The sequence below is a fragment of the Spirosoma profusum genome, from assembly GCF_014699005.1.
Taxonomy (GTDB): domain Bacteria; phylum Bacteroidota; class Bacteroidia; order Cytophagales; family Spirosomataceae; genus Spirosoma; species Spirosoma profusum.
This window is the reverse complement of sequence record NZ_JACWZY010000001.1, coordinates 459,050-475,348: the sequence shown is the minus strand read 5'-3', so window position 1 is coordinate 475,348 and position 16,299 is coordinate 459,050. Positions and strand designations below refer to the sequence as shown.

Here is a 16,299-nt window from a genome sequence, read left to right as displayed (position 1 = left end):
GGTGATTAACAAAGAAGTTTTTTGTCATGCTGACGCAGGAAGCATCTTAAGATTTACTTACTCTCAGATTAGGATGCTTTAAGATGCTTCCTGCGTCAGCATGACAAAATAATCGGTCTATTACCCTTAAATACATTTAGTTTACCATCTTCCAGAAGTTGAGAAGCACACAAAAAGTTTTAAAAAAGTAGGTACAAATCCATATTTACACGTAATAAACTACTCAAAAATAGGCTATATATAGTTTTCTATTGAATTTTTCAAATACTTCAATACTATATTCACAAAATTACTTGATATACAAAATTATAATTGGCATATTTGACTAGGTACAACAAAATAGTATTTTCCATCCGTTAATACGGGTTCTCAGAGAATTTCGCTAATCAGGAAGTCAACAACCAATTCTCCCGTCCGACGGGCCGGTTGTTCGCCAGTTCACAGTTACGCTTCGCATTTATGCACAGGCACGTAATGGCCTGACGATTTTGCTATTACCCTTTTCAAGAATTATAACGCATTAATTCATCAGCATCATGAGACGATACACCACCACCGGTACGTATTCAGGCCGCCGAAGCTATACGCCCGGCATTATGCAGTACTCTTCCCCTACTCCACCAGTCGTGAATCCATTCGGGGCACGTAGTGAACAGGCTCAATGTCATAACCGATCTAGCGTCCAGCGTCAGTCAACGAGAAACCAGCATCGCAGCTAGTGTACGTGGCCAACGCTACCAACAAGCTTCGCCCGTTGACCCGAATTGGTTGCGGAAACCCAACCAGATTCGGGTTTTAATCAATGGGAAACGTCGGCCCTGCTGCGTACAGAAACTGCCGTGGAGTGATTGAATGATAGAATAGCTGGTGCATCAACCTTACTCACTCATTCTATCATTCACATACCTCGTCAACTCATCCTCTCCCACCATTTCACGATGTATCAACTTTCCCTGGACGCGGGGAGCGGCAACGCCTTCGCACAGCACTCCACGACTACGAAATACACGCATTTCGTCCCAAAAACCAGCTTCAATAAAAGAATGCAACAACGTAGTGCCTCCCTCAACGATCACAGATTGTATGTTACGTTGGTGCAGAATTTCCAAAGCGTGAGCGAGCGAATGAGTGAATGCGTGAAAGGTAACATTCGCCTGCTTTTCACGCATTCGCTCGTCCGCTCTTTCACTCTTTGAAAATTCTGATTCTTCATGAAAAACAATCGTTGGTTGGGAGCCATCGAACAAATGGAGATCGGTTGGGAGAGACAAATTTCTGTCGAAAACGATACGTATCGGATTTTTCCCCAGCCCGGTCTGGATTGGCCACAAGCGCGTATTCAGGCGCGGATTATCATTTCGAGCGGTGTTCGTTCCAACCATAATGGCATCTTCTTCGCTACGCCACCGATGCACGAGCCGATGCGATAAATCGCCACTTATTTTCACTGGCCGACCGTTTTTTCCCGCAATAAATCCGTCTGATGTTTCGGCCCATTTCAGAATAATATACGGGCGTTTTTTTTCAATGAACGTAAAAAAACGGGCGTTCAGATCGCGCCCTATTTCTGCTAAAAGTCCCGTTTCGACCGTAATGCCGGCTGTTCGTAGTTTAGCAAATCCATTTCCGGCAACCAGTGGATTAGGATCGTTGTTGCAGCAAACCACTCGACCAATACGTTTCTCGATCAGCAAATCGGCGCAGGGCGGTTGTTTGCCATAATGCGAACAGGGTTCGAGCGTTACGTAAGCAGTACTTTCGGAAAGTAAATGCAGATCAGTTGGCTGCACGGCTGCAATGGCGTTACGTTCGGCATGGGCTTCACCGTAGCGCTGGTGCCAGCCTTCGCCGATGATACGTGGTTCTTTGCCTTCAGCTTCATGGACAATAACACAACCGACCATCGGGTTCGGACTGACATGGCCTCTACCGAGTGTAGCTAATTCGAGCGCGCGAAGCATGAATGGATTCATTTGTTCGTAGGTTGTAGGTTGTGGTTTTGTCATGCTTCGTGTCTCAGCATGACAAAACCACAAAACAAACGTAAACTTCCCTATTTTTGGCAAAATTACTCGACAGAACCTGATGGCCACCGCCAAACCCTTATACGACCGATTAAGTAAAAACATTACGGCATTTCCGCCCGAGGAAGCGCGCGAAATGGCATTTATGTTGCTCGACCATTATTTCGGTCTACGCAAAACTGACGTATTGACCGATAAACCGCTCCCACCGAACCGCACCGAACCCGACTGGTTCAAAATTCTGGAACGGCTAAATCGCCAGGAACCCATTCAGCACGTTATCGGTACCACAATTTTCTGTGGGCTTGAGTTCGAAGTGTCGCCCGACGTACTGATTCCCCGACCTGAAACCGAGGATCTGGTACGTCTCATCATGCACGATTTCGCTGATCGCACAGACGACGTACCGATTCTCGACATTGGCACAGGAAGTGGCTGCATCGCCATTACGTTGGCCCGGTTTCTGCCCCAGTCAGTTGTGACGGGCTGGGACGTATCGGATGTAGCCCTTACGCTTGCCCAACGAAATGCCGAACATTTAAAGGCTGACGTTACGTTCGAGATTCAGGATATCCTGAACGTACCGACTGATTTTGTGCATCGCTACGATTGCGTGGTGAGCAATCCCCCCTACGTAACACGCTCCGAAGCCGCCGTTATGGAACGCAACGTACTGGATTACGAGCCCGGCTTGGCTCTGTTTGTTGATGACAACGATCCGCTGGTGTTTTACAAAGCCGTGGCGGATTTCTGCACGCGCCACCTGACCAACAGCGGAGCCTGCTACGTTGAAATCAACGAGCGATTCGGAGAAGCCACCCAGCAGGTTTTTTCTGACCGGGGCTTTACAAATATTCATGTATACAAAGACATTCACGGTAAAGACCGGAGTATCCGGGCGACTTTTTAAAAGAGTCGACAGTCGTTAGTCAATAGTCACCAGCATTCTTACTCAACGACTAACGACCAACGACCAACGACTGACGACTTAAAAATGCAATCGACCACTTCATTCACGTATCATACGAAGATTCGCGAGGTTTTCAGCGAGATGAGCCAGGTTGTAGTTGGGCAGGAACGGCTACTGAACCGGCTGCTTATTGGCCTGTTTACCGGCGGACATATTTTACTCGAAGGTGTTCCCGGGTTGGCCAAAACCTTGACAATTAATACGTTGGCAAAAGTGCTGGAGCTTGATTTTCAGCGCATTCAGTTCACGCCCGATCTGCTGCCCGCCGATCTGATTGGTACGATGATTTTCAATCAGAAAACGGCTGAATTTGAGGTAAAACAGGGACCTATTTTCGCCAATCTGATTCTGGCCGATGAAGTGAACCGCTCGCCCGCCAAAGTACAGTCGGCCCTGCTCGAAGCCATGCAGGAGAAACAGGTTACCATTGGTGAAGAAACTTTCATACTCGACCGCCCTTTTCTGGTGCTGGCCACTCAAAACCCCGTTGAGCAGGAAGGAACGTATCCGCTGCCCGAAGCGCAGGTCGACCGTTTCATGATGAAGGTGTTCGTTGATTACCTGAACAAAGATGACGAACTGGAAGTGATGCGCCGGATGTCGAACCTGAATTTCGATTATGAGGTACGTCCCGTACTTGGCAAAGAAGAACTGGTGGCTATTCGGAACGAAATCAACGGCATCACCATTTCCGAAACCCTCGAACGCTACATCATCGAACTCGTTTTTGCCACCCGCCGACCGCTGGAGTATAATCTCCGCGACGAAGCCCGATACATCCAGTTCGGCGTGTCGCCCCGCGCGACGATTTACCTGAATCTGGCTGCCAAAGCCCTCGCCTACTTCGACCGGCGCGACTACGTACTACCCGAAGACATCAAGGAAGTAGCACCCGACGTATTCAATCACCGCATCATGCTTAACTACGAAGCCGAAGCGGATGGTGTCACTACGTTACAGGTGATTGATTCCATACTTCGGAAAGTGGCCATTGGCCGGTAACCTTACGTGAGTTTTTTGTCATTCTGAGGAACGAAGAATCTTAAAGCACCCTATCTGATCAGTGAGGAAACTTTAAGATTCTTCGTTCCTCAGAATGACAAAAAACTGTAACTCATACTATCTCGTCGCAGTGAAATCAACCGGATTATTTCTGCTGATTGCCGTTCTCGTTGCTGGCTTGCTTTGGGGCTACGGTACGTTCGTAGCCAGTTCGCGTCCACCCCATAAACGCCCGGCTGGTACTACGTCGCCGGGGGGACGGCGCGTGGAAAAAAGTGATGCCGACTGGAAGAACTTGCTGACAAGCTCGCAGTATACTATCACTCGCGAAAACGGCACCGAATGGCCCAATAGCAGCGAACTCACGCACGAACACCGGCCCGGTACGTACCTGTGCATCTGCTGCCGGAATCCACTTTTTTCGTCTAAAACCAAATTTGAATCGGGAACGGGCTGGCCCAGTTTCTACGCGCCCTACGTACCGAATGCTATTTATACGGAACCCGACGGTCACCGAACTGAAGTACGTTGTTCTGTTTGCGATGCCCACCTCGGCCACGTGTTCAACGACGGGCCAGAACCGACCGGACTTCGGTACTGCATCAACGGCGTTGCACTCAGCTTCCAATGAAACGTTACGTCGTTGCCGCCCAATAAAGCTCCTAGGCCGATTGGAGATGGCTGTTTTTTGCCTTCAACTTTTCGAACACATCTCTCCGCAGGAACGAGCGCTTCATGGTATCAGTGGAGTGAACCAGTACGTAGCCCGCTTTACGAAGTTTATCGCAGGTTTTTTTGATGCGCAGATGAAAGAGTTTGCCATTCGGGTTATGGATTTCGTCGAATTCAACCAGAATCAGTTTAATGTCCAGCTTATCTTCCAGAATGCTGTCGATAACCGTATATTCAGCTCCTTCAATCTCGATTTTAACCAAATCGACTGAAGTATGCCCTAACTGTTGCATCAACGTACTCAGCTTATCAACGGGTGCTTCAATATATTTCCCCGATTCTTTAAACAGATACACCGAATGAGATGGATATCCTTCGCGGGTAGGTTCGTAAAACTTCAGCGTATCTTTTTTATCCCAGACGCCAATTTCCACGAACGTAACTGTATCGAGTTGATCAGCCGAAATACGGTAAGTGAACGGGGCCTGTCCATGAATAGACAGCGGTTGATTGTGTTTGGCGAATTCTTTCAGTTTTTTGAAGTGAAGAATACCTTCTGGCATGGGGTCGAAAATGAACACTTTTGCATCATGCAGCACTTTTAGCTCCGTATCGAACGAAATATCATCGCCCGCACCGATACAGTAGCAAACCGAGTTGCTGGATAAAAAGCCTTTAGGCACGTAGTAGCCATGATATGTTGACCCAATGTGTTCGGTCTCTAAAGGTTCTACCCCCTGTTGCGGGTGGATTCCCAAAAGCTTCTTCGCGAATTCGGTAGTATTTCCCAAAATAGTAGGTATCGTCTGTACTAAAAAGTAAACAACAGGCTATGCAAACCATCCTCGCCTATGAAACTTTTGACGTTACCAAATAGCAAAAGTCAATTACTCGAAATAATATTTCTGTTATTTATTTCAGTTTCTTAAAACTGGAAGTAAATAAACTGATTCGAAGAGAAAACGCCAAACAGGTACGTAACAAAGGTAATAACGACAAACAACGTAGCAAAACGAAGGGTGCTACGTGTCGGAATGGTCAGGAAGTTGGCTTCTTTTACCAGCAGGAAAATAATCAGAAACAGACTGAACCACATCTCTGTACTGTTCATCGGCGTATCGATGCGGTCGGTGAACGACAACGTAGTGATACGTTTCAAAATCAGGAAAGCGTCGCTTACGCTACGTGCGCGGAAGAATACCCAGGTGAGCATAATGAGCGTGAACGTAATGAGTGTGTTCACCACGACCCGCACCGGCGATTTTCGGCTTTCGAGATCATGCGTAGGCGACGTAGCCATGACAGGCGACGTTCGGGAGAAACCAGCTTTGGCCAGGAATTTATCACGTAGCACAGCCATCACCTGATATACCCCGTTTAAGCCGCCCCAGATCACATACGTCCAGTTCGGGCCGTGCCAGAGTCCGCTGGCCAGGAACACAATGAGCATATTGATGTACTGACGCACTTCCCCTTTGCGATTGCCGCCAAGCGGGATGTATAGGTAATCGCGGAACCAGGTCGAAAGCGAAATATGCCACCGTCGCCAGAATTCCGAGATTGATTGGGAGAGATAGGGCGTCCGAAAGTTCTCCATCAGGTTAAAACCCATCACTCGAGCGGCCCCAATCGCTACGTCGGAATAGCCCGAAAAGTCGCAGTAAATCTGGAATGTATAAAAGAACGTAGCAACCAGCAGCGTCAGGCCATTATGCTGGTCGGGGCTGCCGTAAGCGTGATCGACGAGCATCGCCAACCGATCGGCGATGACGAGTTTTTTAAACAGACCGAATGCCATCTGCATCAGGCCAGCCTTTACATTTTCGGCATCGTAAGCAAATGTTTTGTGAAACTGCCATAATACGTTCTGAGGCCGTTCGATAGGCCCGGCTACCAATTGCGGGTAGAACATCACATAGAGCGCATAAATACCGAAATGCCGTTCGGCTTTCTGGTTTCCCCGATAGACTTCAATCGTATAACTCATGGCCTGAAACGTGTGAAACGACAAGCCAATGGGCAGAATACTCATGTTGTCTTTGTAGGACGAAATGCCGCTTTGCCCGAATATGTGCAGCACTTTTACGAAGATGCGATTCACCAGTTCCGTTACGTTCTCGGCCATGTGGGGCATGTTCAGCGCATCGAACAAACTTGCTACGTTCTCGGTGAAAAAACCGAGGTATTTAAAGAACGCCAGAATTCCTAGGTTCGAAATCAGTGATATAATCAACAGCCAGCGTCGCGATTTTCCGCTTGCCTTTTCAATCCAGATGCCCGCTACGTAGTCAATTACAATAGTCAGAAAAAGTATCAGAATATAGGCGGGCTGGAACACCATGTAGAAGTAGCAGCTCGATAATAAAAGCAGTATCCAGCGCCCCTGCCACTTCAGGCTGAAGTAGCTGAGCGTAACGACAATAAAAAACAGTAAAAATTGTAGCGAATTAAAAAGCATTTTTTCTATAGTTTTCAGTCGCTGGTCAGTTTTCATCAGCATTGTTCACTGCTAACTGACGACTATTGACTAGCGACTCCTTTTAAAAATTCTGCGTCGGCCAGGCACCGGTAGCGGGTACGTCGACGTACTGTTTTGTCATTTGAATATCGCTATGATCTGGGGACGTATTGAACAGACCAAGCTGATACCGACCTCCTTCCATTAAATAAATTGGCAGCGGGACTGAAAATCCCGGCGGCACCCGAAACGGATTTCGACCCTGAATCTGCTTTTTTTCACCAAACATCAGGTACGTGTGTTTATCCGATTTCAGTACCAGATACGTTCCTTTATTCAACCCAACCGTATAATCTGGCTGATCACTTTCCACCACGATAAAGACAGGCTTATTGTCCACAAGTACACTGTCCACACGTAGTGATACGTTAGCCGCCGTCGTTGCAGGAATGGCCTTTAGCTTTTCTTCATCAGCCGTAATGGCGGGTTTCGGCACATCGTACCAATCGCGTTCGTGCATCATGGACAATTGCTCCGAAATGAACTTGGCAAGATTTGTATGTCGACTCCCACCAAGGCCAATATTGTTGTGTGTCTGGTTGTACGTCAAACCCTGCAAATGTTTTTTCCGCTCAATAACTTTCGGTACGTAGGTAAAATACGTCACTACGTTCAGGCCCAGAAACAAAAGCCAGGCCATTGGCCAGTAGCGCTCCCGGTTTTTCTCGGATAACTGACTGAACAGCAGAACACTCGCCGTGGCCCAAAGTATCATAGCATTGGTTCGATACGACGTGTGCAGAACGATGCTGTAATAAATCCGCAACCGGAACACAGCCACCAAGGCAATACAGGCCAGCATAAACAGCAAGCAGCCGAACATAAAAACCTGAAAAAATGAGGTATTTTTTCGGGTGATAGCCGTTAGCAGAGTTTGAATAAACCAATATACGAGCCCAATCATCAGGATGAGACCAGCGATAAACGGCAGATATACACGATTTTCGAAAGATAATCCCGGAAACAGATCAAAAACGCTACCGGCGAAAATCAGGAAGCCGGCGATGGTTTTCAACGGGTGCTCCACGATATAGGCAAATCCTTCGGCATTGCCCTGCTGCACCGGATACCCCAGAAAATACAGATAGATACTCAGTGCGCCAACCAGCATCCAGATTCCCATGCCTACCCAGCGACGTTGCAACAGCAGCATACCGGCACCCGCTGGCCAGAGTAACATACCATTTCCCATGCTGAACGTAGCAAAAACGCCCAACGCCAATGCTCCGGCAAGATAATTGGGTTGGTCGGTTGCCAGCACGAAGAACGTAATGAAAACCAGCATAATAAGCGACAGATACTGCAACGTATTCATGGCCATGAACGTGAGCAGATAATTCTGAGCCATGAACAACAACAACGGTGCCACCATCAAACCGACCAATGCCCTACCCCCTAAGCGTCGACCCGATACGGTTGCCCCCGGCTGGACTTCGGCGCGACGTAGTACACGATAGAGTACATAAAAAATAACGATAAGCGACGCATTTCCCCACAGCATCAGTCCGCCAAAATTCAGGCCACCCGTCAGAAAATATTGCCCCAGCACCACCAGTCGGCCATAAACAACCCGGTGTTCGTTATTGGGACGTAGCAACGCGCTCATGGCCTCTCCGAACGTATTGGCCCCTAAAAACCGACCCAGAAAATACGGAATACTTTCAAATTCATCCAGAAACGGAATGTTGTACCGTAGCGCAAAAAAGTATATCCAGAACGCAGAAATGGGCAACACAATCAGGGCTATCGTGAACGGCCGAGTGGCCAGCAGTCGATACAGTTTTGTCATAAAAACAGTTACGGTGACTTTTTTTGTCATTCTGAGGTACGAAGAATCTTAAACTACCCTTGCCCATAAGTGAGGATAGTTTAAGATTCTTCGTACCTCAGAATGACAAAAAATGCTCATTTTTAATCTATTTAGATAGTGGGAAGATTGATATTAGAGAAATTAAGGCGAAATATTTTTATACGTTTGATTGATTCGATAGAGTTCGTACCACATCCGAAACATATAGGTCGAACTGATGCGCGAATCACTTTGCTCGATCCATTGTCGGAGCGGTTGTTCGGCTACGCGTTCTAAAACCACGGCTCGTCCATGCAGTTGACCGTATCGGGCCAGCAACTCCACATCGAACAACCACGGGCTAATGAACGTATTGGTAAACAGCGCATTCACTACGTTGCTCCGGAATAACTTGGCCCCGCACTGTGTATCGTAAACTGGCAAATTCAGAATGTTGCTGATGAACGTAGCAACCACCCGACCAACGTAGTGCCGAAACAAAGTCCGCTGAATATCAGCGCCTAAATGCTTGATACGGGAGCCCATCACAATATCAATCTGTGGATTTTTGTCCAGCACTTCGGTTAAATCGTTGATAGCCGACAGCGGAGTAGCCAGATCGGCGTCGAAATAACCCAGATAGTCGAATGATTTGCCCGCACAATGAAGCATTCCGGCACGTACTGCTCCCGCTTTTCCCTGATTTTCAGGCAGAATAAGTGCTTCAATACGTTCGGGCTGGCGGGCCTGTAATTGTTCCAGTACGTTGCGGGTTTGATCGGCACTACCATCATCAACAAAGCAGAAATGAACGTTCGGCGCTTCTTCAAGATACGTCACAAACACCTCAGACGCCAGTCGTGCAGCTTCATTATAGCAGGGAACAACAATACAGACAGACGACATACAGGTTTAGCGGAGTGTGGATGCGGTGAGTGTAGAATCGAGAATGATTACCTTGTGATGATAATAGCCTGAATGACAGCGGTTCCACCAGTGCTTTTGTTCGGGTTTAATATCCTCGATAAACAAACTTGGCGGGTAAACGCTGATTGGTCCCAGACGCAACGTATCAGCAGGCTGTGTTAACCTCTCATGTCGCTCGGTCATTTCGCGGTCGAACGTAGCGGCATTACCACTGAGCCAGTCTTTATATAACTGCTTGATTGACAAGCTAAACCAGATGCTACCAGCAATCCAGACGCCAGCAACGGCCAGCAACGCTACCGAACCAATCTGCGCTGTAGACATTTTCCCCCGCCGTTCGAACCAGCCGACCCACACCGTCAGGACGTAGAACCAGCCGAGCGCAAAGAAAATAAACAGTACGTTCATCGTCCGGGCGAACGGTGGAATACCAATACCATAATACGACGGGAAAATCGTTGCAGCCAGAATACCGATATAAACCAGCGTCACTAGGCCAGCAGGCAGCATAAATAGTTCACGCACAGCACTTCCCGAACGTACCAGCCGTCGGGCAATCGGCAGAAATAATACTGATAAAGGTAGAATGGGTGTTTTAACGAGCCAGGTCGCCAGCCAACGCCCCAACCAGCCAAACGACGATACCATCGACGTAATGAGTTCGCCACTGTGCGGATTGCCACCCATGCGAATGGCATTGCCCGGTGCACGAAACAGTAACCAGGCCGACACAAAAGCCACGACCACCAACCAAGCCAGAAATGGATCGAACGTGCGTAGAAACAGAAGTCGGTATCCCGCAATCGCCAGCAACAGCAGCAGCAACAAAATCAGGTTAGTTTCGCCAGAACCGATGCCAGCAAACACCAGGAAGCTCGCCCATACCACTGTAAGTGGTTTTATTGGTCCAGATGGCAGTTGGTACCATCGGCTGATAACCCTTAAAAGACATAAAGTCAGGATAGTTGGCACCGTATACGTAGCAATGGCGGCCATCCAGAAGAAAGCCTCAACCGTGCTTTGCATAGCCAGAATGAAGAGAAAAAACAACGTAGCAGTGGCAATCAGACGCGTTTTCAGCGATTCAGTACGTATCAGTTCGTTTACTAATCCGTACAACGCCAATAGCAAAGCCGTCACCACCAGAACCGGAATGAACCGATAGCCATCGTACCAACCCCACACTAATGGGCTGCCGTGTACGAGCATATTGGAAAAATAACGGCCCGTCCAGCCATCGTAGTAGTACTTCTGAGCCTGCCAGAAGCCATACCGCAACGTAGTATCGGCAAAGCAGTAATCGTCGGCGGGCGACGGATGATTGTGAAACGAAAGCAGCACCAACGGCACGTAGGCCAGTAAAAACAACAGAACAACGGTTATGGTCGCCAGCCGGTCCAGAAGCGGGTGTTTCATGCAATGAAGGTATCGTTCCAAATTCAAACAGTGAAAGAATCAAAGAGCGAAAGAGTGAATCCGGCAGATCCGCTCTTTCACTCCTTTTTTTTCATTCTTTGAACCTCGAACATCAATTCAAGTCTATTTCCAGGTCGCCCCCAGTGGGCGTGGTGGTTTTCGTAGTTTGCCGATTTAAAAACGGATACGCCAGTACGGCCGCCAGAATAACCAGCGTACCGATGTAAAAACCCGGCGTCATGCGTTCGGTATCTCCAAAAATCAAAACGGCAAGTATGATGCCATACACCGGCTCCAAATTTACGGTTAATATGGCCAGATAGGGTGAAAACTTTCTCAACAGGCGAACGCCGACCGAATAAGCGTACACCGTACACACCAGCGACAGCACCAGCAGCCAGAGCCATTGCAGTAACGTAACAGGTACATACTGAACGGTTCCAGTCGCCGATACGTCGATTTGCTGCGCCAGGAGCCATAACCCAAATGCCCCAGCCAACGCTCCGGCCATTTCATAAAACGAGATAACCAGTGCATCGTACCGATGCGTAAATCGACTGTTGATGATCGTAAACAGTGACGACAGCATAGCCGATAACACCGCCACCAACAGCCCCATTACTTTATCAAATTCGAAGCGAAAAATCACATAAAGCCCCAGCAACACCACAACGCCCAGCAACACTTCAATCAGGCGAATCCGGCGACGTAACAGAATGGGCTCCAGCACACTAGCCCAGAGCGAACTAGTCGCCATACCCGCCAGACAGACTGATACGTTCGATAATCGAGCCGCCAGAAAAAACAATACCCAGTGTACGCCAATCAGGGCACCCGTCGCCACTAAACGCCAGCGATCTTTGGGCGATACGTCAAAACTCTGGCGACGTACCAGAAGCACAGCAGCCAATCCCAGCACCGCCAGCAACGTCCGAAATAAAACAACCGCCGACGAATCGAGCGGCTGAAGTAGCTTTCCCAGAATAGCCGTAAACCCCCAAATCAAAACGATAAAATGGAGTTGAAAGTAGTCAGTGAGGGAAGGCGAGGTTTTCATAAATGGTGAAAGAGCGAAAGAGTAAATGAGCGAAAGAGTGAATACCATTCGGCAGAAATTCCTGCGCCAGCCCTGTTCACTCTTTCGCTCATTTGCTCTTTCACTCTTTATTATCTTGGTATCGTATTGTACAATAGCACACCGATTCCTGCAAAAATAGCGTTTGGCAGCCAAACCGCCACAATCGGATTGAGGTTACCCGATTCGGCAATGCCTTTGGCTAACATAAAGAACAGCAGGTACGTAAAGGCCAGAAAGAAACCCAGCGCCACCTGCCAGCCAACCCCCCGTCGACTCTTCCGGGCCGACATGATGACGCCAATGACTGTCAGGATGATAATGGCGAACGGGCGTGTATCACGACTATATTTTTCAAGCAGATACGTTTCCAGGCCGTCTGAACCGCGACTTTGCAGCAGGGCGATGTGTTTATTGAGTTCAGGGCGAGTCAGGGTTTCGAACAGGTTGAAATCCGAACTGAAGTCATCGGGTTTCAGATTCAACGTAGTATCGACGCGGGTGCCGGGTGTCAGTTTTTCCTGAAGCCCGTTGATGTCACGAATTTTATAATCGTAGACTGCCCATTTCTTCTTTTTAGCGTCCCATTCGATGCGGTCGGCCGAAAGTTTCTGCTTGAGCTGGTTTCCTTCTACCTTCTCCAGCGTAAATCGATATCCCGTATTGCTCTGATTATTATAGCTTTCCAGATACGCATACGTATTGGGCGCGATTTTCAGGTGAACGTTACGTCCGGAGTACGTATAAGCATCGTTGATGTACTTTATCTCAAAAGCGATCCGGGTCTTATTGGCCTTGGGAATGACGTAGTTGACCATAAAATACGTCGCCACGGCCAGTACCGTCGCCCCCAGTACGTAGGGGAACAACAACCGGATGAAACTAACGCCACTGCTCAGAATGGCAATGATTTCGGTACGTGCCGCCAACCGTGAAGTCAGAAACACGGTGGCGATAAAAACCATCAACGGGCTGATGTAATTGGCCCAGTACGGAATAAAATTGAGGTAGTAATTAAAAAAAATCTCGTTGCCCGGTGCATTGTTTTTGTGAAAATTATCCACCTTTTCGGTATAATCGATCATCACCACCACCAGCACGATTACTAGCACAACAAAGATGTATGTTTGCAGAAATCGCTTGAGTATATACCAGTCTAATAATTTCATAAATCGTTACTTATCAGCACGTTATCAATAGTCATTAGTCACTAGTCGTCAGGTTTTTTCAGAAACCGCTAACGACTAGCGACTAATGACTATTGACTCTCACCGACCAATAAATTTTTTGCCACTTCATGGCTGACAAAAACCGTTCGACCGCTTTCGAGTTGAACCAGTAATGACTTGTCGAAGGCATTTGATTCTGCGACCGTTACTGAACAACTCAATGTCAGATCTAAATGGTCCAGATGTTGCAGGAATTCGGTTGAATGTTCCAGTACACCCATCAACTGAACACGCTGACCTGTATTAATCTCCGACAGTTTCTGATAACCCGTTTGAGGCATTTGCCCTGCCGACGTTGGAATAGGATCGCCGTGTGGATCAAACTGTGGACAGCCTAAATACGTATCCAGGCGAGTTACCAACTCTTCCGACCGAATATGTTCCAATTCTTCTGCAATATCATGAACGGCATCCCAGCCAAATCCCAATTTTTCAACCAGAAATACTTCCCAAAGCCGATGCCGCCGAATGATTTGCAACGCCACCCGTTCTCCTTCTTCTGTCAAACGAACACCCTGATATTTCTTATAATGAATCAACTGTTTATCAGCGAGTTTACGTAGCATGTCCGATACTGAAGCCGCTTTAGTGGCGGTCATCTCAGCCAGGGCATTAGTGCTCACTTCACCAGTCTGCCGACTAGCCAGATAATAAATTGTTTTCAGATAATTTTCCTCGGTGAACGAATGCATAAAGCTGTACTACTGGGTAAAACAGCAAAAGAAATCAAAACAGTTTGGCTACAAAGGTAGTTTTAATGTTAAACTTTCTAAAAATTTAGACTAGTCTAAATTTTTATTTAAATATTCCTTATATTTGCATCGTTACTAGCTGGTGGCAGTCTGACCGGACTATAACAGTTAAGGACCAACAAATTGAACGAATTCGATGGAAGTGACTGATACATTACTAAAAGCAGGGTCGGCAAAGCAGTCCGAAAATTCGCTTCCCGATGTACACGGCTCTGTGCACGTACCTGCCAATAGTGGCTTTTTCAAAACGTTGCTGGCTTATTTTGGCCCCGGCCTGATGGTAGCGGTCGGCTATATGGACCCTGGCAACTGGGCTACTGACATTGCGGGAGGAGCGCAATTTGGTTACCGGCTGCTGTCGGTAGTCCTGATTTCGAATCTGTTTGCCATGCTGCTACAGCATCTGGCGCTGAAATTGGGGATTGCTACGGGACGCGATCTGGCACAAGCTTGCCGCGATCATTATAGCCGCCCGATTAGTGTTGGGCTCTGGCTACTGGCCGAAATTGCCATCATTGCTACTGATCTGGCCGAAGTAATTGGTTCCGCCATTGCGTTGAATCTGCTTTTTGGCTTACCACTGACCGTTGGGATTCTTATTACGGCGCTGGACGTACTGCTATTGCTTTACCTCCAGAATAAAGGATTTCGGTTGATTGAACGTATTGTGGCCAGCCTGATTTTCCTGATTCTGGGCTGCTTTTCATACGAACTTATCGTTTCACAACCGGCTTTATCGAGCATTGCCGATGGACTTTTGCCTCGCCCCGAAATTGTCACAAATCCGGGAATGCTCTACATTGCCATTGGTATTCTGGGTGCTACGGTCATGCCTCATAATCTGTATCTGCATTCGAGTATTGTACAAACCCGCGATTTCAGCCGTGATGATACTGGCCGGAAAACCGCCATTAAGTTCGCCACCATTGATTCCACTGTTTCACTATTTCTGGCGTTCTTTATCAATGCTGCCATTCTGATTCTGGCGGCCGCTACGTTCCACTATTCGGGTAACCAGCACGTAGCAGACATCACTGATGCGCACCGCCTGCTCGACCCAATTCTGGGCGTCAAATTCGCGGGAATTCTTTTTGCCGTAGCCTTACTGGCGTCGGGGCAGAATTCTACCCTGACTGGTACGTTGGCTGGTCAAATTGTTATGGAAGGTTTTCTGCATCTGCGTATACAGCCCTGGCTACGTCGGCTGATTACCCGACTGCTCGCTATTGTTCCGGCACTTGTTGTAGCTATTCTGTACGGCGAAGAAGGCACCAGCGAGTTGCTTGTGTTGAGTCAGGTGATCCTGTCGTTGCAACTAAGTTTCGCGGTTGTGCCGCTGGTTCAGTTCACGAGTGATAAAGTTAAAATGGGCCGTTTTGTGAATCCGGCCTGGGTGAAAATATCATCCTGGGTAGTAGCTGTCATCATCATTGGCCTCAACGGCTATTTGCTGTGGAACACGATTGCGTGATGCTGAGCTTCTTCATCTTGCACGCAAGTTCAAAAATGAGCTTTTTTGTCATGCTGACGAAGGAAGCAGCTTAAGGTTTCCTTACAAATGAGTTAGGTTAGTTTAAGGTGCTTCCTTCATCAGCATGACAAAAACACTGTTTAGTAAAGGATTGAATTAGTTAACTACCTAGCTATTAGCCATAAATAAAAACCGGGCTAACACATTGGTCAACCCGGTTGAACAAGAAAATTGAACGGTGTGAATCGATTCAATTACGCTTTACCAGACATACCGTTTTCGGTTGATAACTAGCCTCAAGTCGATACATATAAGAACCTGCGGGTAAATCTTTTCCAGAAACCTCTAGTTCGTATTTCCTTGCTTCTTTCCACGTAGCAGTTGGCGACTGAGTCAATACGCGTTCCTGGCATCGGTTAACGTCAGCATAATCCGAATATTTTTCATAAGTCAC

At 47.7% G+C, this 16,299-nt stretch carries 15 protein-coding genes; 5 read left to right on the top strand and 10 right to left on the bottom strand.

Features of this window, described 5'->3' with window-relative positions:
* Positions 1 to 536: 536 nt before the first annotated feature.
* A complete protein-coding gene (locus IC229_RS01635; protein ID WP_190885168.1) occupies positions 537 to 719 on the top strand; it encodes a hypothetical protein in 183 nt (60 codons plus the stop codon).
* Positions 720 to 878: 159 nt separating this feature from the next.
* Here the strand turns inward: IC229_RS01635 and ribD are convergent, their stop codons facing one another.
* A complete protein-coding gene (ribD, locus tag IC229_RS01630) occupies positions 879 to 2,006 on the bottom strand; it encodes a bifunctional diaminohydroxyphosphoribosylaminopyrimidine deaminase/5-amino-6-(5-phosphoribosylamino)uracil reductase RibD (protein WP_394355912.1) in 1,128 nt (375 codons plus the stop codon).
* Positions 2,007 to 2,085: 79 nt separating this feature from the next.
* On the opposite strand from ribD, the gene prmC reads away from it, so the two are divergent.
* The 3 genes from prmC to msrB all read left to right on the top strand — a co-directional run bounded on the left by prmC (position 2,086) and on the right by msrB (position 4,627).
* Positions 2,086 to 2,934 carry a peptide chain release factor N(5)-glutamine methyltransferase gene (gene prmC, locus IC229_RS01625; RefSeq protein ID WP_190885167.1) on the top strand — a complete coding sequence of 283 codons (849 nt, stop codon included), beginning with the start codon at positions 2,086 to 2,088 and terminating at the stop codon, positions 2,932 to 2,934.
* An 84-nt stretch (positions 2,935 to 3,018) separates the two neighbouring features.
* A complete protein-coding gene (locus tag IC229_RS01620) occupies positions 3,019 to 3,996 on the top strand; it encodes an AAA family ATPase (RefSeq protein ID WP_190885166.1) in 978 nt (325 codons plus the stop codon).
* 130 nt (positions 3,997 to 4,126) lie between these two features.
* A complete protein-coding gene (msrB, locus tag IC229_RS01615; protein WP_190885165.1) occupies positions 4,127 to 4,627 on the top strand; it encodes a peptide-methionine (R)-S-oxide reductase MsrB in 501 nt (166 codons plus the stop codon).
* A 31-nt stretch (positions 4,628 to 4,658) separates the two neighbouring features.
* On the opposite strand, the gene IC229_RS01610 is transcribed toward msrB, so the two are convergent.
* From IC229_RS01610 to IC229_RS01575, 8 genes are all read right to left on the bottom strand, one after another.
* Positions 4,659 to 5,459 carry an FkbM family methyltransferase gene (locus IC229_RS01610; protein WP_190885164.1) on the bottom strand — a complete coding sequence of 267 codons (801 nt, stop codon included), beginning with the start codon at positions 5,457 to 5,459 and terminating at the stop codon, positions 4,659 to 4,661.
* A 134-nt stretch (positions 5,460 to 5,593) separates the two neighbouring features.
* Entirely contained in the window at positions 5,594 to 7,126 is a 1,533-nt protein-coding gene (locus IC229_RS01605) for an MBOAT family O-acyltransferase (RefSeq protein ID WP_190885324.1), read from the bottom strand.
* A gap of 82 nt (positions 7,127 to 7,208) precedes the next feature.
* Complete coding sequence (locus tag IC229_RS01600) at positions 7,209 to 8,975, bottom strand: hypothetical protein (RefSeq protein ID WP_190885163.1); 1,767 nt, start codon at positions 8,973 to 8,975, stop codon at positions 7,209 to 7,211.
* A 162-nt stretch (positions 8,976 to 9,137) separates the two neighbouring features.
* Entirely contained in the window at positions 9,138 to 9,881 is a 744-nt protein-coding gene (locus IC229_RS01595) for a dolichyl-phosphate beta-glucosyltransferase (RefSeq protein WP_190885162.1), read from the bottom strand.
* 6 nt (positions 9,882 to 9,887) lie between these two features.
* Positions 9,888 to 11,318: a DUF6056 family protein gene (locus IC229_RS01590; protein ID WP_190885161.1), complete on the bottom strand. Its 1,431-nt coding sequence runs from the start codon at positions 11,316 to 11,318 to the stop codon at positions 9,888 to 9,890.
* 112 nt (positions 11,319 to 11,430) lie between these two features.
* Complete coding sequence (locus tag IC229_RS01585) at positions 11,431 to 12,375, bottom strand: DMT family transporter (protein WP_190885160.1); 945 nt, start codon at positions 12,373 to 12,375, stop codon at positions 11,431 to 11,433.
* Positions 12,376 to 12,485: 110 nt separating this feature from the next.
* Positions 12,486 to 13,562 (bottom strand): LptF/LptG family permease, encoded by a 1,077-nt coding sequence (locus tag IC229_RS01580; protein ID WP_190885159.1) that lies wholly within the window; start codon positions 13,560 to 13,562, stop codon positions 12,486 to 12,488.
* Positions 13,563 to 13,651: 89 nt separating this feature from the next.
* Positions 13,652 to 14,314, bottom strand: a complete 663-nt coding sequence (locus IC229_RS01575) for a metal-dependent transcriptional regulator (RefSeq protein ID WP_190885158.1) — start codon at positions 14,312 to 14,314, stop codon at positions 13,652 to 13,654.
* A gap of 196 nt (positions 14,315 to 14,510) precedes the next feature.
* Here IC229_RS01575 and IC229_RS01570 point away from each other — a divergent pair, with 196 nt between their 5' ends.
* A complete protein-coding gene (locus IC229_RS01570; RefSeq protein WP_190885157.1) occupies positions 14,511 to 15,845 on the top strand; it encodes an Nramp family divalent metal transporter in 1,335 nt (444 codons plus the stop codon).
* A gap of 250 nt (positions 15,846 to 16,095) precedes the next feature.
* Here IC229_RS01570 and IC229_RS01565 read toward each other — a convergent pair whose 3' ends face one another.
* Positions 16,096 to 16,299 carry a hypothetical protein gene (locus tag IC229_RS01565; RefSeq protein WP_190885156.1) on the bottom strand — a complete coding sequence of 68 codons (204 nt, stop codon included), beginning with the start codon at positions 16,297 to 16,299 and terminating at the stop codon, positions 16,096 to 16,098.